Below are 22,419 nucleotides of genomic sequence, written 5' to 3'. Positions count from 1 at the left end.
CTTGAGCGCGGACCAGCGCAGGCCCTGCTGCTTGGGCCCGAAGACGACCCGAGTCGGCGGCTTGCCGGTGCGGCGGGCCTTGTTCTCGGCGGTGGTATGCGCCTCGTCGAGCAGGCGCATGAACAGCAGGTACGTGATCTGCTCGATGACGGAGAGGGGGTTGGAGAGGCCTCCCGACCAGAAGGTGGTCCAGAGCTTGTCGACTTGCTGCCTGAGCTGTCCGGTGAGCATGAGTCCTGGCGCGGAGTCGGCAGGATACCCAGGGCCTGCCCAGGGGCACCTGGGTAGGTCACAGGCGAAGGCGAGCGAGGCGGTTGCTGAGCGTCTGATAGCTTGCCAGGCCAAGGAGCTCGGCGGCCTGGGTCTTGTTGTCGTGGGTCGCGGCGAGGGCGCGGGACAGGTAGTGGCGCTCCACCTCGTTCAGGACCGCGGCCAGGCTGAAACCCTCGCCGAGCGGGCGGCCGAGGACGGCGTCGGCATGGCCGCGGGCGGCCGGGATCAGGGCCTCGCGGATCGCGTCGACCCCGATCGCCGGCTCGTCGGCCCAGAGCGCGGCGCGCAGGAGGGTGTTGGCCAGCTCGCGTACGTTGCCGGGCCAGGGGTGGTGGAGGAGCAGCTCGCGGGCGGACGGGGTCAGGCGCCGGGGGGTGAAGCCGGGCTGGTCCGCCAGGTCCTTCTGGGCCTGGGCGAACAGGTGGTCGATGAGCAGGCCGAGGTCGCCCTTGCGCTCGCGCAGCGGGGGGAGGCGCAGGACGGCGACGGCGAGGCGGAAGAACAGGTCCTCGCGGAAGCGGCCGATGGCGACGTGGCCGAGGAGGTCGCGGTGGGTGGCGGCGATGATGCGGACGTCGACCTTGCGGGTCGCGGTCTCGCCGATGCGGGTGACCTCGCCCTCCTGCAGCGTGCGCAGGAGCTTGACCTGGGCGGCGAGGGGGAGCTCGCCGAGCTCGTCGAGGAACAGCGTGCCGCCGTGGGCGGCCTCGAAGACGCCGGGGCGCTCGGCGAGGGCGCCGGTGAAGGCGCCCTTGGCGTGCCCGAAGAGGGTGGACTCGACCAGCTCGGACGGGATGGCCCCGCAATTGACCGCGATGAAGGGGTGGCCGCGCCGGGGGCTGGCGGCGTGGATGGCCCGCGCGAGCAGCTCCTTGCCGGTGCCGGTCTCGCCCTCGAGCAGGACCGGGACGGCCCGCGTGGCGACATGGCGGGCGCGGCCGAGGAGGCGGGTCATAGCCTCGCTGCGGTGGATGATGGCCGCGAACTCCGGGAGCTCGGGCGGCGGCGCAGCGCTGTGGCGCTGGAGGGCCGCGTCGGGGCGGCGCAGGAGGTCGGGGACGAGCTCGGCGGAGATCTCGAACGGGACGGAGGCGGTCTTGACGCCGTGCTGGCGGGAGGACTCGATCAGCTCGGCCGGGTAGCGGGTCTTGCCGAGGATGACCCAGACGGCCCCCATGGCCGGGGTACCCGGGCTCAGGTGGAACACGAGGCGGGCGCCGGGGCGGCGAGCGAGCGGGTCGACCACGGCGATGGCGGCGGCGTAGATCTCCCCCCAGGCGGTGGGGCTGGTGAGCGTGACCTGGTGGAGGTGAATGTGGGCCTGGGTCTTGGGGCGCAGCCAGGCGAGGTAGTCGGCACCTTTCTCCGGCCTGGAGTTGGAGAGCAGGTCGACGCGCTCGAAGCTGCCGGGCGGCGACGGCCTGGCAGATCGGCCCGACGCCGGCCTCGTCTGGGCGGGTCACGGCCTTGATGTCCGTGTGGCCGAGCCAGGCGACGAGGGTCGGGCCCTTGGGGGCGGGGCATAAGAAATTTTGTATCAAGGACAAGAATGCTTGTGCCACAGCGCGCGCAGCGCCTGAAATCAAGCGATTACGAATGGATGCCCGTTGGCGCGCCTGAAGCATCAGGCCAGGCACCATGAATCAAGTCGTCCAGTCTCCCCTCCCCCTCGATGTCAACGTCCAGCTCGGCGAGGCGCTCAACGTCACAGTCACCGACCGTCGCCAGGAGAGCATCGCCTTCTTCAACCAGTTCAACGCGTTCCAGCGCGGGCAGATCGCCGGCGAGGCCTGGCAGATCGGCCTGCGAGCCCTCGAGAGCGCCCAGGCGAGCGCGAACGCGGCCCGGCTCGAGGACGTCGGAAAGACCCTGCTCGCCGACGTGCAGAGCAAGCTGCAGGCCCACGTCGACGCCCAGACGCGGGAGGTCGAGACGCAGCTGCGCGGTTTCCTCGACCCCAAGGATGGGCAGCTCATGCAGCGGCTCGACGGGTTGCTCAAGGACGGCGGCGAGCTGGCCAACCTCCTGCACCGCCACACCGGGCCAGGCAGCAAGCTGCAGACAACGCTGACCGCGACGATCGGGCCGCTGCTAAAGGCGCTGAGCCCGACAGAGCAGGACGGCGTGGTCGCCACGCTGCGGCGCCAGGTCGAGGAGGTGGTGCGGGCGAGTCATGTGGCGGTCCAGGAGGCGCTCGACCCGATGCGCGACAAGAGCGCGGCGGGGCGGTTCCTGGCCGGGCTAACGGAGAAGCTGAAGGTGGCCGGGGCGGCGCAGGAGCAGCGGCTCGCGCAGGTGACCGCCGCGCTGGACGCGAACAACGAGCAGTCGCTGCTGAGCCAGCTGCTGCGCGAGACCCGGGCGGCGCAGCAGCAGGTGCTGGTCGCGCTGAACCCGAGCGACGAGAGGTCGTTGCTGGCGCCGCTCAAGAAGACGATCGAGGATCTGCTGGTGGGCTACCAGCGGCAGCAGATGGAGGCGATCGAGGCCCAGCGGATCCGGCAGGCGGCGTTCGAGAAGAACATGCTCGAGAAGGTGACCCGCCTCGAGACCCGCAAGGACGCGCTCCGGCGGGGCATCAAGGCGGGGCAGGCTTTGAGGTCCACGTGTTCGAGTTCGCCAGCTCGGCCCTGGGCGGCGGGCCGTTCCTGGTCGACTTCACGGCGAACACCGCGGCGATCGGGTCGACGCGCAAGCTCGGCGATGTGGTCGTGGACTTCACCAGCGAGAGCCGGTTCGCCGGGTCGCGGGTGGTGATCGAGGCGAAGGACCGGGAGGGGATGACCCAGAAGAAGGCGTTGGATGAGCTGGCCGCCGCGCGGCAGCTCCGCGGGGCGCAGGTCGGGGTGTTCGTGCTGTCGAGCATGGCTGTGGGGGAGCGCTCGGGGTTTCCGGCTTTCGCCCGCTGCGGCTGCGATATCCTCGTGCAGTGGCACCCGGACGAGCCGGCCTCGGACGCGTACCTGCACGCGGCGGTGCTCCTCGCCATGGCGCTGGCGGCCCGGCTACAGCAGGGCACGGCGGTCGACGAGCTCAAGGAGATCGAGGCGCTCGAGAAGGGGCTGACGACCCACCTGCAGCGGCTCGAGGGGCTGCAGAAGAAGGCGGCGAAGCTGCAGACGCTGGCGGACGAGATGGTCCGCGATCTATCCACCGGCGTCGGCGAGGCGCGCGGCCTGGCGGACGGTATCAAGGGGTTGCTGCGCTCGGCCCGGGCGGAGCAGGCGGGGGACATCGACTTCGGCGAGGACTCGGTCACAGCGTCGAACCAGCTCGGGCCCGAGGGGATGGCGTTGCCGGCGGCGTGAAGATTGGCGGGCTCGCGGTTCGTCACCAGGAAGTATATCGTGCGGCCATGGCTATCCCAGAAGACATCAAGGCGCAGCACATACGTCTGGCACTTCGCCATATTGATGAGCACGGCGTACCGCCTCGCCGTCAAGCGACCCGCTTCCGCCTCGTTCATCGGTCGCGGGAATATCCGCCGAAGTATGTGCTGTCGCTGGCCGCGGAGCTCGGGCTGGGGCGGGAGCTGTCGCCGGGGGAGTTCGGCGGCGGGACGGAGACCAACCAGTTTCTGACCCGGCGAGGGTTCGATGTACAGGGCGACGGTGGTGTCGCGGTCGAAGCGGTGGTCGAACGCGAACGGCCTGTTCGTCCGCGCGACCAGGTCGTCGCTGTCCAGCCGAGTGGGGAGGTGATGATCGCTCGGATCACGCTCTGCGATCCCCGGGACAGTCACCCGAAGGGGCCGAGGCTGTGCTCCTACGAGCATTCACGGATGAATGGCCCCGCGGGACCAGGGCGGAGGACGATCACGCCCGGTGGCGGCTTCGTCAGGCACGACGACGTGTGGGCTGGTTCCCGTGGATGGGAGTCGACGCCGGGTGATTTTCAGGCGGCCGTCCACAGGGCGGTGCCGTACCTGCGAAAAATTTGGACGAATCGAGTGTGGAAGGCTGCCCGCCAACGTACTCGCTGGCTCACGATCGGCATCGACCAGGACTGGGGTCCCGAAGACTTGTGGCCGCGACCCCACGCCGAGCTCGTCGCCATCGTGGATGTGGAGCGGGAGGACGTGGTCCGCTGGACCGGGAAGTCGTTCCCGGTCCCAAATCAGCAGCGCGATCTGATCCAGGCACCGCTCGATTCGCACTTCGTCACCCTTGGTCGCCGCCGCGTCGTGGTGCTTGGATGCCATGACCTGAGCATGTACAACGCGCGAGGCTACGCGAACCAGAACCCCACCGGGACCCGTCGAAAGCGCCGTGCCAAGTTCCGGCGGATGTGGCGGCAGGCCTCGCAGACGATCGTCCTGCAGCCCCCCCACGAGACAGATTCGCCCAACACCTGGCGTACCGCGTGGGCCGGTCTGCATGACGACCTGCCCACGGTCCAGTGCTGGGCCTCGGGCATCTACTACAAGAGGAAAGCGCGCGGGAAGTTGGCGGATGTCCTTCGCAGCACGCGCTCGTCGGAGGGGGTCTTGGACGTAGTGGTGGCGGGGTAGCCGCCGCGTCTTGCGTGAGCTCGTCATCTGGCCTCCCGTCACGAAGGGCGTCGCCGACGGGACCGTCCAGGCGCCGCTGTCGAGCCATACCCTGAAGGCCTCCACAACCAGAAGATCGCTACCCGCATCCAGGAACTGGGCAACCTGGGCCATGAGCATCTTGGCGGTGGCTCGAAGCCTGAGTGGGTCATCGAGACCCCCGGAGGCAAGAAGACAAAGCGAAGGCCTGATATTACGACCCGCGCTCCCGACGGCCGCGTGTGCCACGAGAACGTGGGACTCACGTGTAAGAATGGCTCGCCAGTGCCCCGTGAGCTCGCTGCGCTCGACGATCTCGAGCTCGCGCTTGGGAGCTGGCCTCGTTTCTGTTCCTATGGCACTCGCGGCCGCACCTGAGCCCAGGGCGACAGCGCTTGCCGGCGCAGGCTGGCTCGCTACAGGGTCATCAGTTGCGAGGCCGTAACCTGAATTCCGCCTGGGAGCAGCTCCTGGCTCGCCGCCTCCCCTGACGCGATCGATCCCGCCGACGATCCATGCGATGCATGCCCATGCTCTCGCGCTCGCTCGCCGCCCTCCGCACCGCCCTCGCCGGAAACTTCGAGCTCGACTTGAGAGACGGCGAATTGCGGTTCAAGAGCAGTCTTGATTTCCGCAACGTCGAGCTCACGGACGCGCTGGTCCTAAATGTGTATTTGCCATGCGCCTACATGATGGATCGACACTCAACGCGTTCATCAATGAACGCAATTCCGCAATCCAGTCCATCAAACTCACAGACAAAGATCGTGATACTTTGCCATCCGTCCGCCTGCACATACATCCGGGACAATTGCGATAGAGACGGTCCTTGCTCCGTCGGATGGGCCGCCCTCTCACAGATCAGGGCATGCACGATTCCTACTCAGCAGGTCTGACCAGCGATACTTTGTGCGGAAGCGCCACATCGCCCACGAGTGGTGTCTGTTCGCAAGTGGTCGTGCCAGCCTGACCGTATGAGTTGTCACCCCAACACCAGACCTCACCGTCCTCTGTGAGAGCGCACGTCGTGCTCCGTCGGGCTGAGATCTGCGTAATGGTCTTGTCGATCTTGACCTCCGTCGGCTCTTTCAGCTCTTGCGGGTCGTTCCTGCTTAGGCCCAGCTGACCGCTATTGTTTAGACCCCAACAGTGCACGGTCCCACTCTCCGTTAAAAGGCAACTGAATGCGTCGCCTGCGACCAGTTGTCGGATGTCTGCACCGAACGAGATAGTCTTCGCAGGCACGCTCAAGTACCCATATTCATCAGAGTTGGGGCATTCTGGCGGTATTCCTGTCTTGCCGATTCCTAGAGAGAGGTTCACGTTAGATCCCCAGCACCAGACGGCACGTTTGTAGTCGGCCACCAGCGCGCAGGTATGGTATCTGCCGGCAGCGACCGCACGTACGGGGGGGATATTCTTCGCCGGATATTGGGGTGCGGCGTCGACGTTCATACATCGCCCATCTCCCAGTTGTCCGTTTGTACCGTCTCCCCAGCAGTAGACCGAACCGTCGGTCACGATCGCGCAAGCATGGGCGACACCGATCACGATCTGCGTGGGTGTTTCCCCGTTCGGAATTATGACTGGGGTAAGCATTGAGACCGGCTGTGTGGTCTCGTCCCTGTTTTTCCCATTCGGGGCTCCGCCACCTCCCCAGCATATCAGGTCACCATCTTGGACGCCCCCGAGTAGCGCGCATGTCATCAGTGGGCCGACTGCGATCTGCTTGACGTCATCGAGATCGAGGGCCTTGATCTTGGAAGGATCTCCCCACACGGCCGGATCGAGCACCTGACCCAGCCAACCTGTGGTGTCGTCGGTGCCTTTGCCCCAGCAGGTGACCTTGCCGTCAGCCTGAAGCACGCACGTGTGGGATAGGTCGTCCGCAAATGAGTACTTGCCGCCGCCGCCGAATACCATCCGAACACGAGAGTCACTCATCAACTGCACATCACCAAGTTCACTAGGTGAGCCACATACCTTGTCAGACCCGGAAGCTCAGGATATCCGAGGTTCCTCCCAATGATTCGACCCCCAACATCGTACCTTCCCGGAGCCATTACGGCGCAACTATGGTGGCTCCGACGCCGATCGAGACAGCCAAGTCCGGCGCGGCGAGACGCTGCACTTCCACCAATTCCTACAGGTACCCGCCAAGACACTCCAAGCCCTCGCCGCAGAACTTGTCTTCGCTACAAGACTTGCCTTCGAGGTCGCCGTAGAAGCAACCGGTTGTAGCGAACGAAGCGAGCAGAAGAATGGTCCTCATGTACATGTTGGACATATTAACCTCCTAGAACTGAAGGGCGACCTGCAAGCCAGCCGCCCGTCGCTGTAGCATCGGCTGGACCGTTACCCGGGCCTGCCCCCGCCTATGCAGCCCCACGGCCAAAAGCGCCGCGCCCGTGGTGGCACCCGCCAGCAGCCACTTGTCCAGCAACACATTGGCCACCGGCTTTGAACAAACCCATAATCGGCCTCGATGGCACCGGCGGCTCCTGGTCGGCGCTCTCTTCGGCCGAGCCCACACCCATCGCCATGAGCGAGCCGGCGCCGAGCGCCACCAGCACGGCCCCGCTGACGAGTACCCCGCGATGCGGCGAGGGCTCCGGAGGAGGATGCGGCGAGGGCTCCGGAGGAGGAGGTGACGGAGGCGGCCACTTACTCAGGTCTTGCAGCCGCTTCTGGTGCACGCTCGCTTGCTCGAGCTCGCAGTGTCCGCTCTTCGCCATCGCCGGACACCCCTCCAGGTACGATTTAACAAGCCCTTTTGCTGCCTCCAGGCTGCCTGGGTCATGCCTACTTTCAAAGGCCTTTTCCGCCGAGCCTACCGCCGCGCCGACGATCGCGGCGCCCGTCGGCTCAGGCAGACCGCCGAGGGCGGACAGCTCCGAGAACGCCTTCGTCCACAGCTCACCCGCACGGCGATGGTCCCCGGACGCGGCGGCGTCGATCGCCGACTGGTGGAGTACGCGAATGGGCTGGCGGCGCAGCTCGCCGAGCTGAGCCTCGATGTGCGCCAATTGTTCCGCCCGACCCTCCAGGCTCGAAGGCTCCCACGCCTTCCTTGCGGCGACCAGCGCGGCCTCCGCTGTTTGCAGGTGCTGACTGTCCTTCGTCGCGGCGAAGTTCTCGTTGCAGGCCCCGACCAGCGCATCAACGACCTCACGCGCCAATGGTTCCGTGAGCGCGGACGCGGTCTCGAGGCCGCGAAGCGCCTGCTGCAGGAGGGCAGCGGAGCCCGTGGGGTCGGCCGCCTGCTGGCGCGCGAGAGCCTGATCATAGAGCGCCTTGGCGCGCAGCCGCGAGAGCTCGGCGATACCCTTCTGCGCCCGCTCGCGCGCAAGCTGAGCGGCCTCGATGTCCTGCGAGCCCCACGCACGCCGGTGGTCCTCGAGGATCTTGAGGGCCTCGTCGAGACGGGTGAGGTCGCCGTCGCGCGTCCACTGCTCCCTGAGCGCGTCGCTCAGCAGCCAGGGGATGCCGCTTTGTGCCTCCGGCGGTGCCTCGATCGCCACAAGTGCCTGGTGCGCTTGACGCAGGAGATCGATCGCACCCGCAATATCCCCCGCATCCGAGAGCCTCATCGCCTGCTTATAGAGTTGACCGGCGAGCGCGTGGGCGCTCCGGGGCTCTCCGGGCAACGGTCTCGCCGGCCCGGCCACCGCCGTTGCCTGGCCAACCAGGAGCGCCATCGCCGCGACAAGGGATCGGACTCGCCCACGAACGCTCATTATTTGGGGAACCACACCGAGAATTTCGCGCATCCGTCCTCCTTTTGGGTGATCACTCCGCAACTCTCGTTGCACCACCTGGCGGATGCAATCCTTGTCAAGCCCCGACACTGTCACCGACTTCACCTTGGCGACCGTCCCTGCCAGACACACCTCGACCGTCGCGGAATCGGGGCTATCCGGCGTGTTGCAGTAAGCGACGGACGTCCGATTGATCGCCCGAATTGCAGTGCTAATTCGGAGTTCATTGTCCGCGGAGAGACCTTTCTTCACCTTCTTCGGCGGCGGCGGAGGCTTGACGCCACCCGGGTCGATTCCTCCCGTCAATCCATCGCCACCCGTCGTTTCGTCGACGCGGGGCACGCTCGTTCCACTCGACGGCCCCTCGTGCGACGACCCCGCGTCACCAGTCGTATCATCCACAGGTAGCGCGCTTGTTCCGCTCAACGCCCCTCCCCGGTCGGTCGCCTTCGTCAGCTCCTCGGATTTTTCGGCCACGCTGGACCACCAGGACAATGCGCCACGGACGATGCTCGCACTGTCCTTCGGGCTCTCCGAAAGATATCCCCAGACGATCAGGACGCATATCACCGCGGTCGATCCAAGGACCACGATGCGAACAAATACGCGATTGGGTGGGCTCTCAACCGGAGGTGTGACGGGGGCTCTCAACCGGAGGTGTGACGGGGGCTCTCAACCGGAGGTGTGACGGGGGCTCTCAACCGGAGGTGTGACGGGGGGGCTCTCAACCGGAGGTGTGACGGGTGGGCTCTCAGCCGGAGCTGCGACGGGTGGGCTCTCAGCCGGAGCTGCGACGGGTGGGCTCTCAGCCTCAGCCGGAGGAATGACGGGTGGGCTCTCCGCCGGAGGTATGACGGGTGGGCTCTCCGCCGGAGGTGTCGCGGGTGGGCTCTCCGGCGGAGCGGTGCTGTCCTGTGGCGGCTGAGGCACCGTCGCCGCAACCGGCCAGACTCCGCGGGGATCGCCGCGATCGCCGCCGCAAATTCCTGCATCGTGGCGAGGCGCGCCGCCGGGTCCTTCGCCAGGGCGCGCAGCACGATCGCCTCGACCTCCGGCGCGATGTCGGGGCGATGCTCGCGCGGCGACGGCGGGAGCGTCTTGAGCACCTTGGCGATCACCGCATAGTCGGTCCCGACGAAGGGCAGCTTGCCGGTGAGAAGTTCGTACATCATCACGCCCAGTGCGTAGATATCCACCGAGGGCGCGCTCACGCCGTCCATCTGCTCGGGTGCCATGTAGGTGACCGTGCCGAACACCTCGCCCGAGCGCGACAGCGGCGTGGAGTCACCCTTCGGCAGCCGCGCCCAGGCAACCCCGAAGTCGAGGAGCTTGATGAAGTCGGCGTCCCGCGGTAGCTGCATGCAAAAGCAATTGCTGGGCTTCAAGTCGCGGTGGACAATGCCCTTGGCGTGCACCGCCACCAGCGCTTCACAGATCTGCAACGCGATGGCCCGCGCCCGCGCCCACGTGAACGGGCCCTCGCGACGCGCTCGTATACGCAGATCCTCGCCCGCGAGCAGCTCCATCACGTAATATGCGCGACCCTCGTACTCGCCCATATCGAGCACAGACACGACGTGCTGGTGCGACAGGGTCGACAGGATGCGCGCCTCCTGCATGAAGCGGCGGGCCGCGCCCGGCCGGCTGCGAAGCTCCTCGCGCATGAACTTCAGCGCCCGACCCTGCCCGAGCTTGACGTGTTCGACCTCGTAGACCGTGCCCATGCCACCGTGACCGAGTTGGCGGAGCACACGGTAGCGGGCGTCGATCACCACCCCCAACATATCGTCGCCGGGTGGCTCGCTGTCATCGTCTCCGGCGGGCCTGGTTGGATCCTCCTCCCAGCGCGGTCCCGGCTCGCTTCTGATCGAGAACAGCGGCTTCGCGCCGAGGCGCCCGTACAGCGCTGGCACCAGCACATCCGGGCGGTCGCGCAGGCCCGCGGTGGCTTCCACCAATGCCTCGTCGACGTGACCGTGGCGCAACAAACAGCGATAGAAGGCCGCTGTAAAAGCGTGCGCTGTGGCGATCGATACCCGGCGGCTCATCGCTACCACCGCCGGGATACCGAGCACCGCCACCAGGTGACCGGCGGGGCTCCCGCGCTCGCCTCACTCGCCTCACTCGCGCTCTCGCATGAGGCGAAGAAGGCGAAGTGCGGGAGCCCCGAGGAGCACCCCGAGGCGCTCGCTGAGCTTGGTCTGCGAGCACGGCTCTACATGGCCTTCCTTATTCTCGAGATAGACCACAGACTCGCTGCGGGTGGCGATGAACTGTCCGTGGGCCACCACATGCAGGATCGGGTATTCGTCCTGGGTAAGCGCCTCACACAATGCATCGAGGGTCGCCGGGCCACGAGCGGCCGGGAAATTACCGAGGATGTCGATCGGCATGGCCAGGGCGGCGGTCACCGCGTCGAGCGCCGCGCGCGCGTCGAAGGGCTGCAGGCGATAGTCCGCCAGACCCGCCGGGTTGGCCACGACGACCAGCGCACGCAGCCGATCGCGTCGTAGCGGCCTGAACTGGCGCGTGACCCCACTGGTGAGAAACCGCGAATACGCGACCCGCTGATCGAGGCCGAGGAAGTCGTCGCCCTCGCCGAGCGGCCCACATAGATACTCCCAAGCGAGGGGCCGCAGCTCGTCGGCCTCGAGCGTGAGCAGCACGTGCAGCGGGTCCACCCGGCCCGCGAGCGCGCGAATGAATGCATCGCGGACGCCCCCGCAGAACAGCGCCCGCCCGAGCCGCTCGCCGTACGCGCGCGGGGCCACGTCCGCCCGCAGTTCATCCAGCGCCAGCGTCAGGACCCCCGCGATCTGGACCGGGAGCATCTCCTCCTGCGTGATCTTCACCGTGACCGGCCAGCCCGCGCCGCTCTGCTTCTCGACGGTGATGGCGTAGGTACAGCGGCTCGGCACGGCGAAGTGGGCGGATGGTACCAGTCTGTCCCAGCGCGGTCGATGTCGACCGCAGGCCCTCGAAAGCCCGGCCCGTCGCCGCATCGTAGGCGAGCATGACGCCCGGCCACGCGCTCGGCGACGATGGCCTCGGTGATTACCGCGGGTGCAGCCTTGGGGAACTCGGCCGCAGGGTCGTGGGCCCATGGATCTGCAACCCCGCCGACCCGCGCATCGTCGCGTGCGACGAGCTCCACGCCGTGCTGCACGCGCCCTGAGCCCCGCGCCTCAGCCGAGCGCGGTGACTGCGGTCCGCCGCTCGCCCTCGTCGGTCGCCTGCACGAACGCGACGGTCTTTCCGCAGCGCATGCAACACCCACTCAGACCCGCCTCGACCACCCGACACTCGCTGCACACCCAGAACGGCAGCGGCTGCTGACGGGCGACCCCCGCCGGGTCGGCCCGCGGCTGCGCCACCCGCTCGCCGATCGCCTCCAGCTCCGTGCGCACGCGAGCGTGCGAGCCGAACAGCGCCCCGGCCCCCAGCGCCACGCAGCCAAGCCCAACCACGCAAAGTGCCAGCGTGCCGCCGACCAGCCCCTGACCCCGCGGCGCCGACCAGATGCCGGCCGCCGTCAACCACTCCGTCCCCCACACCCCCGTCGCCACCAGCCCTGCGCCGAGCAACACCAGCACCACGCCGCCGATGCGTCCGCCGCGTCCGCCGAGAGCGAGACGCACGCGCGTGAGCGGCGAGTCGGGATCCATCACCGGCCAACATATCACGCCCCGCCACCGCCACGACACGCCCGCCCGCGAACGACTCCGCACCCAGCGTGCCGTTGCTCAATCCTTGGGCCGCGCGCGCGGCCTGGGCCGGCGCGCTGGTCCGGCCGAAGGTGCCGCGATTGCGGCTTCGACCTTCGACCAGGTCTCGTCCGCGCACCAACGCTTGTACCACCGCCAGCACGCCGTCGTGGATGCATAGGTGGCCGGGATGTCCGACCAGTGCCCCTGCGTGTGCAGCACCCAGCGGATGCCGTTGACCACGTCCCGCAGGTCGACCGGCCTGCCGCCGCGCGAACGGTCGGCGTTGACGAGGGTGACGATCGCCGCCCACTGGACGTCGCGCAGCGGCTCGAATGGCGCGACGGGCAGAGCGGGGAGCGGCTTGCTCGCCTCGACGATGCGATCGGCGGTGTGCTCAAGCGCCTCGCGGACAACGCGGTTGGCCAAGTGCGCATATCGCTTCGTCGTGCTCGGCTGCCGGTGCCCCAGCATCTCGCCAACGATCGCCAGCGGGACACCACCCATGAGGGCGTCGCTGGCGAACGAATGCCGTAGATCGTGCAGCCGGACATCAGGGATGCCCACGGCCTCCCGGATGCGCTTCCAGGTCAGGTTCAGCCCCGAGAGCTTCCGACCCGTGCGCGACGTGATCACGAGGCCCACCTTGCGGTTACCCGTGTGGTCATGGATCCGCCGCAGCAGCGTGATCACGTGCGAGGGCACCTGGATGCTCCGCTGGCCGGTCTTCGTGTCGGGGAGGTTCAGGCAGCTGTGCTGCCAGTCGACCATCGGCCAGGTGAGGTCACGGATCTCGTCGCGCCGCAGACCCGTGAGCGACAGAAGCTGCAGCGCCCAGACGCCCATCCGATCCAGGTGCCCTTTGCGTCCGGGCGAGATCTGCAGCCCGCGGAGCAGAACCTCCTCCACGTGCCGCCGCTCCTCGGGCGTCAAGAAGCGCTCCCGCGTCTTCATCTTGAACAGCCGGATCTTATGGTTGGGGTTCGGCATGCTCGACAGCTTCCAGTCATCGATGATCCGGCTGTACAGGCTGCCGACGATGCAGACCGAATAGTTGGCGGACCCCTTGATGTGCTTGAGGCTGGCGTGAAGCGCCTGCACGTCGCTCCGGGTCACGCTCTCGAAGTCCCGGTCTCCCAACCTGGGCAGGACATGTGCCTCGAGGTGCCGCCGATACGCGGCCGCAGTGCCGGGCTTGAGATAGACATCGACGTACTCACGGACGAAGCGGTCCGCCAGCTCGCGGACCGTCACTCGCCGCGATTCCACCTGTTTCACAGGCTCGACACGGCGCACCGACTTCGGCGCGGAGCGGCGCGCGACCGGCTGGACGGCTGCCTCACTTCGCGCTTCGCCCCCGAGCATAAGCAGCGCCTGCCTCCGCGCCTCGTCGACGCCGAGCGTCGGGCTCATCTGCCCGATCTTCTCGCGCCGCCACTTCCCGTCGACCTGGTGCCGGACGAGAAACACCTTCTTGCCCGACGGCAGCACCCGTACGACGAAGCCGGCCACGGCCGCGCAGGTCACCTCGTACACCTTGTCCTGTGGCTTGAGCTCGCGGACGCGGGCGGTCGTAAGCATCCCCATACCTCCGCCTCCAGTTTTCGGGACAAAATCGAGACAATCAAGGGTCGAAATTCGCCTGTCCGAAAGTACACATTCTCTGTCACAAGGCCGCGCAGAGCGGATCTAAACCAGGCCTATGTTATTCGTGATGTTGTACGCGTGTTGATTCCAGATCTTGCGCCCGGGCCGCCACGACTTGTCCTGGTCCCCGATGACGCTCACCCCGTAGTTGGTCTGGATGAGGTTATTATGGGCCACCACGATCTCGACCTGCCCGTCATTGTCGACGTCGACCACGATCGGGTACTCGATCAGCGTCCCGCTGTTGTGACCGTCGTAAAGCAGCTTCACAGCGCCGTCCGTGCCCGAGTATACGTAGAGGTTGATCTCGTCGGCGTAGACCACGTCGGCGATGCCGTCACCCTCGAAGTCATAGACGGCCGAGCCGGTCACGGCCGAGCTCGCGTCCTGGGTGGGCTGTTGCCACAACACCGTGCCGTCGCCGTCGAAGACGACGTACCCGGCCTTGCCGGCCACGCCGACCTCCGGGAGGCCGTCGCCGTCGTAGTCGGCGATGGTCGGCGGGCCGCCGACCTGGGCCGGGTTGGCCACGTTCCACACCATGCCGCCGCCGGCCGTCTGGAGGCGCACCGTGCCGGTGCCGACCACCACGATCTCGGGGCCACCGTCCTTGTCGAAGTCGGCGACCGCCGGATAGCCGTCGGGCTCGGGGATCGACCACAGGTGGCTGCCGTCGGCGTGGTACACCGCGTTGCCGACGATAACCTCCTGTACGCCGTCCCCCTCGAGGTCGGCGGCGAAGGAAGTGCTGCCATACGTCGGCGCGCCGGTGCCGTACATACCCTTGCCGCGCAGGCTGCCATCATTGTTGAGGATCACGCGCCCGACAATCACCTCTGGCTTGCCGTCGGCGTCGAGGTCGGCGATCGCCGGGGCCGACATGAAGGAGAAGGCGATGTCGCCCGGATAGGCCGCGCTGGCCCACTTGAGGGCGCCGTCGTGGCCGAGCGCCGCCACCGACCCGCCGGCCTGGACAACCACCAATTCAGGCTTGCCGTCGGCGTCGAGGTCACCGACCGCGATGCCCGAGCACGCGGCGATGTTCTGATTGGCGACCGCCAGCAGCTCCTTGGTGCCGTCGCCGGAGATCGCCCGCAGCACGCCGGTCGCCTGGTAGGCCGCGCCCGCGTAGGCGACGATCAGCACCGAGGGCAGGTCGCCCGCGCTGCCGTACACGCCGTCGGCGTCATCGTCGGTGATCGTGGCCACGATCGGGGTCATCATCACCTGATTGTAGGCAGGCGCGTCGACCCAGGTCTGCTTGTTCCATTCGAGCACCGGCGTGAAGGTGCCGATCTGCGGCTCGGTCTTGCACTCGGCGTTGAACGGCCCGATGAAGCCCTTGGGCGGGTCGTCGCCGCAGAACCCGACCTCGCCCCCGCTGTCGCTGGTGCTGCCAGTGGCGCTGGTGTCACTGGTGCCGCTGAGGCTCGTGGTCGGCAGCGTCGCCGACGCCTCCGTCATCGACGCGCTGATGCTGCCAGCGTCGGCCGTGGTGCCCGAGAGACTGTCACTCGCGCCGCTGGTGGTCGGCGTGGTCATCGTCACGGCCGTGGCGCTCACCTCGGTCGCCGACGCCGACACGCCCTCACTGGCGCTACTGCGCGCGTCGTCGCCGCAGCCCGCGGGCGCGACGCTGTGGCTGCTCCCCACGAGCACCGCCCAGATCCACCGCCGACTCGAGCCACCCCAGATACCACCCACACCCCCCAGGCCACCGATCGATCGCATACCGTACCTCCCTCGAGGTCACCGGTATACCACGATCGTCGCCGCCGTCGCTGCGGCGGGGCGGGGTGATGTCGCGCGAGCCTCAGCCGGGCTCGAGCAAAAAGGGGTAGCTGACCTTCACGCTGCCGCCGCTTGGCGCGGGGAACACCCAGCCCTGGATCGCGTCGCGCATGCAGGTCGGCGCGGCCACCTCGCCCATGTCGCTCGACCCGACCGCGGCCTGCGTCACGGTCCCTTGCGGTCCGATCGTGAAGTCGATGACGACTCGCCCCTGCGCCTCGGGGTCGCTCGCCAGCGTCGCGTTGTAGCACTCGCGGATCTCGACGATGTGCGCCCGCACGACCTCGCGGATCTTGTCCTTGTCGATCGTGCCCGTCCCGTCGCCCGCGTGGGCCGTACCGGCGCACACGGCGATGATCACACTCAGCAGCCACGTCTTCTTGATCGTCATCACTGTCTCCTCGCCCTGTCCCACGCGGCCGCCCCGCGAAGGTTCCCGGCGCGGCGAAATTTTTCGGTCCCAACGCCGCCGATGGCGGCCTGCCACGATACGCCTCGCGTGCAGCCCTCAGCCCGGCGTCGCGCGCCTGGTCAGCACTGAGCGCCGCAGGCGTACGCCGCGATCACACAGGCCCCGCCCCAGGCGGTCGAGCAGCACCCGCCGAGGGTCTTGCACACGCAATCCTTGATCTCCTTGACCTCACACCCCTTCGAGCCCGAGATCTGGCAGCAATTGCCTGACTTGCAGTCACCGGTGTCCAGCCCGTCGCAGCTGCCGGAGCAAGAGATGGTGCCGCTGGCGTACTTCGACGGGTCCACGCTCTTGCAGGTCTTCCCGCCGAGGTCGTTGCCGTCGCACGCCTCGCCGGGATCGATCTGCTGGTTACCGCAGTTCGTGCAGGTGTCTGTGTTGAGCGTGCAACCGGCGCTGCAGGCCAGCGTGCCGGCGAAGAACCCGTTGCTCATGCAGGACTGGCCGCCGAGGTCGGCGCCCTCACAGGCCTCGGCCGCGTTCTTGACCCCGTCGCCGCAGTAGGTGCAGGCCGAGGTGTTGAAGGTGCAGGGCCCGGGGCTGTCGCAGCTGAGCTCGCCGCCGCTGTAGTTGCCGCCCGCCGGGCTCGGCAGGCTCGTGCACGAGGTGTTGTTCAGCAGCGGCGCGGTGCACGGGCCCCCGCCGCAGTCGCACTGCTCGCCCTGGTCGATCACCCCGTCGCCGCAGCCCGGCGTGCTGCACAGGTGCTCGTCGAAGCCACATTGCTCGCTGCACAGCAGGGTCCCGTCGGCGAAGCCGTGGCTCTCGCAGCTATCCCCTGCGAGGTCGGCCCCGTCGCAGTCCTCGCCGGGGTCGATCACCCCGTTGCCGCACAGCGGCCCCGGCATGGTCGCCCCGCTCGCGCTGCCCGTACCGCCGCTGCTGCCGCTCTCGCCGGCGCTCGCCACGTCGCCGCTCGGGTCGGCCATCGTCGCACCGGCCTCGCTCCCGCCCGTCGTCGGCCCCGCCGGACCCACCGTGCTCACGCCCGGTCCGCCGCTCGTCGATTCAAGGCCGCTGCTGTCAAAGGTGCAGGCGAGCGCGAAGCTCAACACCACGCTCATGGCGATCCCGGGACGCATGCCGTCGACACCATAGAGCCCCCTCGCGATCCGACGCAAGAGGTCGAAGGTCACGGGTGTATCCTGGGCTCGCGACGTGACCGACGGACCCGAGCCACCGCGAGCGAACGAAGCTGCCGGCGCGCTCCCGGCCGACGAGCAGGTGGTCGTCGTGTTCGACGAGTACGGCGCGACGTTGCGCCCGCCGCACGCCACGCCCTTCCGTCTCCACCTCGAGCAGATCGTCCTGCGCCTGCTGTGGTCGGAGGGTGAGGGCGACGCGGCCCGCCGCGGTCACGCCTACCTCCTCGATCGGGGGAGCGGGCCGCTCGAGCTGGTCCTGCTGCAGCACGGCCTGGTGCGCCACACCGACCTGATGGAGCTGCTCGCCCGCGTCGACGCGCGCCTGCCCCAAGGCAGCCCTGGCAAGCTGCGCGCGAGCACCTGGTGGAGCGCGCCAGGTCCGCTGCGCTGGAGCTTCAGCGGCGACGCCGGGGCCCTCGCCGATCACCTGCGCGACCGCAGCCTGGTACTGCGCCGGGAGCTGGAGCCCGCCGAGCCCCGCTGGCCCGACCAGCTCCCCCTCGATTTCCTCGCCGACCCCGTCGGCACGCTCGTGCGCACGCTCATCGGCGATCTTCACGGGTCCACCACCTGGGACGCGAACGCGCTGCGACCCCGCGTCCTCGCCACTCGCGCCGGAGATCTCGTCGTCGTCTGCGCCTGCCGCTACGGCAGCATCCACGCCGACGCGGGGCAGGACCGCACCGCCGCCGTGTTCGTCTCGCGTGACGGTGACCGCAGCTTCGTCGAGCTGCCATGGCGCCTCTCACCCGCGCAGGCGGCCAGCTCTGCCGGCCGCTTCAGCTGGCCACCCGAGCAGATCGATCGCATCGTCCTCGCCGACGACCAGCTCGTGATCGAGTGGGACGACCCGTGGATCGACTGGGAGCCCGGCGACGAGTGGCTCGCGCGCTGGGATGACGCCGCCGGCCTGTGGACCATGCGCACCCGCTGATCCTCAAACACGCCGCACGCCAGGGATCACCGTGTCCATCCGCAACGTCGCCCCCCGGTAGGCCCGCAGCTCGTCAATGCGTCCGTCGCTCGTCAACCGGGTGAACAGCTGGCGCAGGTGCGCCTCGCTCGGGAAGCTCATGCACGCCACCAGCTGCTGCCACAGCTCGGCGGACATCGTCGCCTGCAAGCCCGCGAGGCGCTGGGCGTCGACCGCCCCGCGGATCTGAAAGAACTCGCGCAGGGCCCGGGCCCGGCTCGCGCCGATGTACACCTGCAGCAGCGCCTGATCCTGCCAGTCGCAGATCCGCTGCAGGTTGAGCGACGAGTTGAAGAACAGCCGCGGCACCGGCACGAAGGCCAGCCCGTGCACCGAGCTGATGCTCTCCTCCTGCAGGCGCTGCTGGTCGTCCGCGCCGAGCCCCTCGATCGATCGCAGCTCGTTGCCCGGGTCGACCACCTCAGGCTCAGCCCCGAGCATCGCCGCCGCCCGGTTCGACACCGCGAGGAAGGCCCGGTCGCCCAGCAAGCCGACCGCGATCCCCATCGCTATGCTCATCTGCGCCGTCTCGGGCGCCTCCGTCGTCGACACCGTGAGGCACGCCAGCAGCCCCCCGCTCACCACGCACAGCCCGTACGAGCGGGCCGCGTTGGCGAAGGTGCGGGTGGTCGCGTCGTCCCCCGCGATGCGCACGAGGATCCGCCCCATCGTCAGCAAGAACGAGGTCGTCGCCGTCGCCAGCACCGTCCACGCCACCCAAATGTGCCAGGTCGGTGTGTTCGCTATGTTGGGGAACAGCTGCTCCGGCGGCAGATGGATCCCCAACACGCAGAAGCTGAGCGTCGCCGACGACAGCAGCCCGAACACCGCCACTTGCGGCAGCAGCCCCGCCTCGTAGCGAGTCTGGGCCCGGCTGCGCTCGTAGTTCCACAGCCACTCCGCCTGCCGCAGCGCCGCCGCCGGCAGCGGGCGCCCCTCATCCTCCTCGCCGCGAAACTGCAGGCTGAAGCTGCGCCGCGAGAAGCGAAACAAGATCATGCGCGCGATGATGAAGAGCGTCACGTTCGGCAGCGCCACCAGCACCGCGAGCAGCAGCGGCACCGTCTTCAGTGTCACCAGCCCGAGCAGCGACAGCGAGCCCTTGCCGATCACCGGGTCGAGCGACGCATAGGTCGCGACCACCAGCACCACCCACGCCAGGAACGCCAGCACCCGCGCCCACCCGAACGCCTCCATCCGCCGCACCGCGCCGCGCCAGCCGCCCGCGCTCTCCTCGTCCTGCGGGGCCTTCGGATCGGCTGAAGCTTGCACGCGAGCAGTGTCACCCGAGAAAGCGCCGACCGTAAGCCCCATCCTCCCCGCGACCGGACCCGGCCCATATTCGCGCCGGCGCGCCGCGATGAGGCCCCGCGCGGGCTGCGTCTTCGGCTACCGTCGGGCGGTGGATTCGGAGGAGAGGACCCTCTACGACGGCGGCTCCGCGCCGACGCTTGAGCCGACGGCCAGCGACGAGGCTCGCCCGACCCCGCTGCGGGTCGGTCGCTTCTACATCTTCCGCCCGATCGCCGAGGGCGGCATGGGCCAGGTCCTCCTCGCCTACGACGACACCCTGAACCGCAAGCTGGCGATCAAGCTGTGGCGACCGCAGGCCAGCCGCGGCGACGACCTCCGCGGACGCATGCTCCGCGAGGCCCAGGCGCTCGCCCGCTTGTCGCACCCGAACGTGGTCCAGGTCTACGAGGTCGGCGACCACCGCGACCTCCTCTACCTCGCTATGGAATACGTCGAGGGTCGGACCTTGCGCGAGTGGGCCAGGCAGGACCGTCCCGAGCTCCCGCAGATCCTCGAGCGCTACCTTCAGGCCGGTGAGGGCCTCGCGGCGGCGCACCGAGCCGGCGTCCTGCACCGCGACTTCAAGCCCGACAACGCGATCGTCGGCGACGACGGCCGCGTCCGCGTCCTCGACTTCGGCCTCGCCCGGGCCGACTCGAACACGGCTGAACCGACCGGTCCGAGGCCCACCGTCGACGCGGTGTTCACCGCCCAGGACGGCCTCGACAACCCGATCACCCGCGCCGGCTCCGTCCTCGGCACCCCCGCGTACATGCCACCGGAGCAGCTCGCCGGCCACGACACCGACGCCCGCTCCGACCTCTACAGCTTCTGCGTCGCCCTCTGGGAGGCGCTCCACGGCCTGCGCCCCTTCGCCGGCAAGACCGTGTCCGAGCTCGCGGTCGCGATCCAGGCCCAGCGCCCCCGCGAGTCGAAGCGCCCGGTCCCCGGCTGGCTGCGCGCCGCCCTGCTCCGCGGCCTCGCGCCAGGCCCCGACGCGCGCTGGCCCAGCATGGACGCCCTCCTGCGCACGCTCTCCGCCGGCGCTCGTCGCCGTCGCCGACGCATCATCGCCGCCGTCGGGGCCGGGCTCCTGGCCCTGCTCGCGGTCGGCGTCGGCGTCGTCATGGCCGCACGCGCCCGCGAGATCGCCACCTGCGAGGCCCGCGGCGCCGCGATCGACGAGGTCTGGAGCCCCGACGCGCGGGCCACCGTGCGCAGCGCCCTGCTCGCCTCTGGCCAGGGCTTCGCCGCCCACACCGCCGATCGCGTCGATACCCTGCTCGACGAATATGTATCCACATGGTCCAAAGGACAGGTTGATACTTGCCGCCGGGCGCAGGTCGAGCACAGCTGGGAGCCCGCCCTCGCCGAGCGCGCCGACGCCTGCCTCGACGATCGCCGGCTCGAGCTCGCCGGCCTGGTCGGCGTCCTGCGCGAGGCCGACGGGGCCGCGACACGGCGGGCGATCGAGGCCGCGACCGCCCTCCCGCCGATCGATCTGTGCCTCGACCAGGGCGCCCTCGAGCGCCGGCCCCAGCTCCCGCGCGAGCCCGAGGCCCGCGCCGAGGCCGTGGCGATCCGCAGCGAGCTGGCCCGCGTGCGTTCGCTCGAGTCCACCGGTCGCTTCACCGACAGCCTCCCGCTCGCCGAGGCGCTGATCACCCGCGCCGACGCCCTCGCCTGGCCGCCGCTGCGCGCCGAGGCTCGCCTCCTCGCCGCCGGCGCCGCGGCCTACCTCGGCGACCGCGACACCGCGAGGACCGAGGCCCGCCTCGAGGACGCCCTCTTCCTCGCCCTCGACGCCGGCCACGACGCCCTCGCCACCCAGACCGCGCTCGAGCTCATCGACTTCACCGGACTCATGCTGCTGCGCCCACGCGACGGCGAGCGCTGGGCCCGGCTCGCCCGCTCCTTGCTCCCCCGCCTCGGCGCCGAGGCCCCGCCGCTCGCCGCCGACCTCGAGTGTCTCGCCGGCGAGCTCGACAAGATCCAGAGCCGCTTCGACCTCGCCGGCGCCGCGTTCGAGCGCTGCCACGCCGCGCGCATCGCCGCCTACGGGCAAGGCCACCCCTCCGTGGCCCGCGCCCTCGGCAACCTCGCCAGCCTCGCCAGCCTGCGCAACCAACAGAGCGAGGCCCGCGACCTCCTGCGCCGCGCCCTCGCCATCCTCGAGCCCGCCTACGGCCCCGACCACCCGACCATCGCCCGCTACCTCGGCGACCTCGGCGAGGCCCTCGTCCGCACAGGTGACGCCGCCGCTGCCCAGCCGGTCCTCGAGCGCGCCCTCGCGATCGACACCCAGGTCTTCGGCCCCGACCACGAGCGCGTCGGCAGCGACCACTACGCGCTCGGCGAGCTGTTCCTCGCCGCCGGCAACCACGCCGACGCCAAGCAGCACCTCCGCCGCGCCCTCGCCCTGTTCGAGGGCGTCCCCTCGATGGGCCGACCGATGCAGATCGCCGTGCTCGGCCACCTCAGCAGCGTCCACCGCGAGCTCGGCGAGCTCGACGACGCCCTCACCACCACCCGCCAGGCGCTCGCGCTCTACGAGGCCGCCCTCGGCCCGGCCCACGCGAGCCTCATCCCCGTGCTCGTCGAGCTCGCGGAGATCCAGGTCGCCCGCGGCGCGAGCGACGAGGCCCGGCGGACCATCGCCCGCGCCGACGATCTCCTCAAGGACAGCTCGAACCCCTCGCTCGCGCCGACGCTCACCACCCTCGCCGAGCTCAAGCGCCAGCTCGGCGACCCCGCGGCGGCCGAGCGCGACCTGGCCCGCGCCCGCGCCCTGAGCGAGGCCCCCGGCGACCCCGCACCCGCGCGCACCCATTAGTT

The 22,419-nt window shown here is 69.1% G+C and carries 17 protein-coding genes and 1 pseudogene; 6 read left to right on the top strand and 12 right to left on the bottom strand.

Going from position 1 to position 22,419, the window contains the following annotated elements; all coding sequences use genetic code 11:
* Both IPJ59_RS29960 and IPJ59_RS29955 read right to left on the bottom strand, forming a co-directional pair.
* Positions 1-231: type I restriction-modification system subunit M N-terminal domain-containing protein (locus IPJ59_RS29960; protein ID WP_293274345.1), on the bottom strand; the 231-nt coding region annotated here is incomplete at its 3' end.
* Positions 232-289: 58 nt separating this feature from the next.
* A complete protein-coding gene (locus IPJ59_RS29955) occupies positions 290-1,519 on the bottom strand; it encodes a sigma-54 interaction domain-containing protein (protein ID WP_293274343.1) in 1,230 nt (409 codons plus the stop codon).
* A 392-nt stretch (positions 1,520-1,911) separates the two neighbouring features.
* On the opposite strand from IPJ59_RS29955, the gene IPJ59_RS29950 reads away from it, so the two are divergent.
* Genes IPJ59_RS29950 through IPJ59_RS29940 form a run of 3 tightly spaced genes read left to right on the top strand, consistent with a single transcriptional unit; the run spans position 1,912 to position 4,783 of the window.
* Entirely contained in the window at positions 1,912-3,030 is a 1,119-nt protein-coding gene (locus IPJ59_RS29950; protein ID WP_293274342.1) for a hypothetical protein, read from the top strand.
* Positions 2,985-3,581, top strand: coding sequence for a hypothetical protein (locus IPJ59_RS29945; protein WP_293274340.1), 597 nt, complete (start codon positions 2,985-2,987; stop codon positions 3,579-3,581). Before IPJ59_RS29950 ends, IPJ59_RS29945 begins: the two co-directional genes overlap by 46 nt.
* Before the next feature lie 47 nt (positions 3,582-3,628).
* Positions 3,629-4,783: a hypothetical protein gene (locus IPJ59_RS29940; protein ID WP_293274338.1), complete on the top strand. Its 1,155-nt coding sequence runs from the start codon at positions 3,629-3,631 to the stop codon at positions 4,781-4,783.
* Between the two features lie 897 nt (positions 4,784-5,680).
* Here the strand turns inward: IPJ59_RS29940 and IPJ59_RS29935 are convergent.
* The 4 genes and pseudogenes from IPJ59_RS29935 to IPJ59_RS29920 form a co-directional block, all read right to left on the bottom strand.
* Positions 5,681-6,745, bottom strand: a complete 1,065-nt coding sequence (locus tag IPJ59_RS29935) for an RCC1 domain-containing protein (protein ID WP_293274336.1) — start codon at positions 6,743-6,745, stop codon at positions 5,681-5,683.
* Positions 6,746-7,176: 431 nt separating this feature from the next.
* A complete protein-coding gene (locus IPJ59_RS29930) occupies positions 7,177-8,901 on the bottom strand; it encodes a hypothetical protein (RefSeq protein WP_293274335.1) in 1,725 nt (574 codons plus the stop codon).
* A gap of 305 nt (positions 8,902-9,206) precedes the next feature.
* Complete coding sequence (locus IPJ59_RS29925; protein ID WP_366524717.1) at positions 9,207-10,343, bottom strand: serine/threonine-protein kinase; 1,137 nt, start codon at positions 10,341-10,343, stop codon at positions 9,207-9,209.
* 153 nt (positions 10,344-10,496) lie between these two features.
* Positions 10,497-11,390 (bottom strand): annotated as a pseudogene (locus IPJ59_RS29920) (CHAT domain-containing protein); the annotation flags it as partial.
* Positions 11,391-11,572: 182 nt separating this feature from the next.
* Here IPJ59_RS29920 and IPJ59_RS29915 point away from each other — a divergent pair.
* Entirely contained in the window at positions 11,573-11,734 is a 162-nt protein-coding gene (locus tag IPJ59_RS29915; RefSeq protein WP_293274331.1) for a hypothetical protein, read from the top strand.
* Positions 11,735-11,744: 10 nt separating this feature from the next.
* Here the strand turns inward: IPJ59_RS29915 and IPJ59_RS29910 are convergent, their stop codons facing one another.
* The 5 genes from IPJ59_RS29910 to IPJ59_RS29890 form a co-directional block, all read right to left on the bottom strand.
* Entirely contained in the window at positions 11,745-12,224 is a 480-nt protein-coding gene (locus tag IPJ59_RS29910; protein ID WP_293274330.1) for a hypothetical protein, read from the bottom strand.
* 78 nt (positions 12,225-12,302) lie between these two features.
* Entirely contained in the window at positions 12,303-13,844 is a 1,542-nt protein-coding gene (locus IPJ59_RS29905; RefSeq protein ID WP_293274328.1) for a tyrosine-type recombinase/integrase, read from the bottom strand.
* A gap of 108 nt (positions 13,845-13,952) precedes the next feature.
* Positions 13,953-15,641, bottom strand: coding sequence for an FG-GAP repeat domain-containing protein (locus IPJ59_RS29900; RefSeq protein WP_293274326.1), 1,689 nt, complete (start codon positions 15,639-15,641; stop codon positions 13,953-13,955).
* Between the two features lie 82 nt (positions 15,642-15,723).
* A complete protein-coding gene (locus tag IPJ59_RS29895; RefSeq protein ID WP_293274324.1) occupies positions 15,724-16,092 on the bottom strand; it encodes an AgmX/PglI C-terminal domain-containing protein in 369 nt (122 codons plus the stop codon).
* Between the two features lie 140 nt (positions 16,093-16,232).
* A complete protein-coding gene (locus IPJ59_RS29890) occupies positions 16,233-17,255 on the bottom strand; it encodes a hypothetical protein (protein ID WP_293274322.1) in 1,023 nt (340 codons plus the stop codon).
* A gap of 76 nt (positions 17,256-17,331) precedes the next feature.
* Between IPJ59_RS29890 and IPJ59_RS29885 the strand changes: the two genes are divergently transcribed.
* Positions 17,332-18,252, top strand: coding sequence for a hypothetical protein (locus tag IPJ59_RS29885; protein ID WP_293274320.1), 921 nt, complete (start codon positions 17,332-17,334; stop codon positions 18,250-18,252).
* Positions 18,253-18,255: 3 nt separating this feature from the next.
* Here IPJ59_RS29885 and IPJ59_RS29880 read toward each other — a convergent pair whose 3' ends face one another.
* Positions 18,256-19,563: a hypothetical protein gene (locus tag IPJ59_RS29880; RefSeq protein ID WP_293248312.1), complete on the bottom strand. Its 1,308-nt coding sequence runs from the start codon at positions 19,561-19,563 to the stop codon at positions 18,256-18,258.
* A 130-nt stretch (positions 19,564-19,693) separates the two neighbouring features.
* Between IPJ59_RS29880 and IPJ59_RS29875 the strand changes: the two genes are divergently transcribed.
* Positions 19,694-22,417: a serine/threonine-protein kinase gene (locus IPJ59_RS29875; protein ID WP_293274318.1), complete on the top strand. Its 2,724-nt coding sequence runs from the start codon at positions 19,694-19,696 to the stop codon at positions 22,415-22,417.
* Positions 22,418-22,419 lie beyond the last annotated feature (2 nt).

The organism is Nannocystis sp. (assembly GCF_016714285.1).
GTDB lineage: Bacteria > Myxococcota_A > Polyangia > Nannocystales > Nannocystaceae > Nannocystis.
This window is presented reverse-complemented; position numbering and strand designations above follow the sequence as displayed.

Excerpts from the sequence above, each read along its gene's own strand:
- IPJ59_RS29910 (WP_293274330.1), bottom strand. The coding sequence starts at position 12,224 with ATGGATCCCGACTCGCCGCTCACGCGCGTGCGTCTCGCTCTCGGCGGA.
- IPJ59_RS29925 (WP_366524717.1), bottom strand. The coding sequence starts at position 10,343 with ATGTTGGGGGTGGTGATCGACGCCCGCTACCGTGTGCTCCGCCAACTC.
- IPJ59_RS29905 (WP_293274328.1), bottom strand. The coding sequence starts at position 13,844 with ATGCTTACGACCGCCCGCGTCCGCGAGCTCAAGCCACAGGACAAGGTG.
- IPJ59_RS29890 (WP_293274322.1), bottom strand. The coding sequence starts at position 17,255 with ATGCGTCCCGGGATCGCCATGAGCGTGGTGTTGAGCTTCGCGCTCGCC.
- IPJ59_RS29895 (WP_293274324.1), bottom strand. The coding sequence starts at position 16,092 with ATGACGATCAAGAAGACGTGGCTGCTGAGTGTGATCATCGCCGTGTGC.
- IPJ59_RS29950 (WP_293274342.1), top strand. The coding sequence starts at position 1,912 with ATGAATCAAGTCGTCCAGTCTCCCCTCCCCCTCGATGTCAACGTCCAG.
- IPJ59_RS29940 (WP_293274338.1), top strand. The coding sequence starts at position 3,629 with ATGGCTATCCCAGAAGACATCAAGGCGCAGCACATACGTCTGGCACTT.
- IPJ59_RS29935 (WP_293274336.1), bottom strand. The coding sequence starts at position 6,745 with ATGAGTGACTCTCGTGTTCGGATGGTATTCGGCGGCGGCGGCAAGTAC.
- IPJ59_RS29915 (WP_293274331.1), top strand. The coding sequence starts at position 11,573 with ATGACGCCCGGCCACGCGCTCGGCGACGATGGCCTCGGTGATTACCGC.
- IPJ59_RS29900 (WP_293274326.1), bottom strand. The coding sequence starts at position 15,641 with ATGCGATCGATCGGTGGCCTGGGGGGTGTGGGTGGTATCTGGGGTGGC.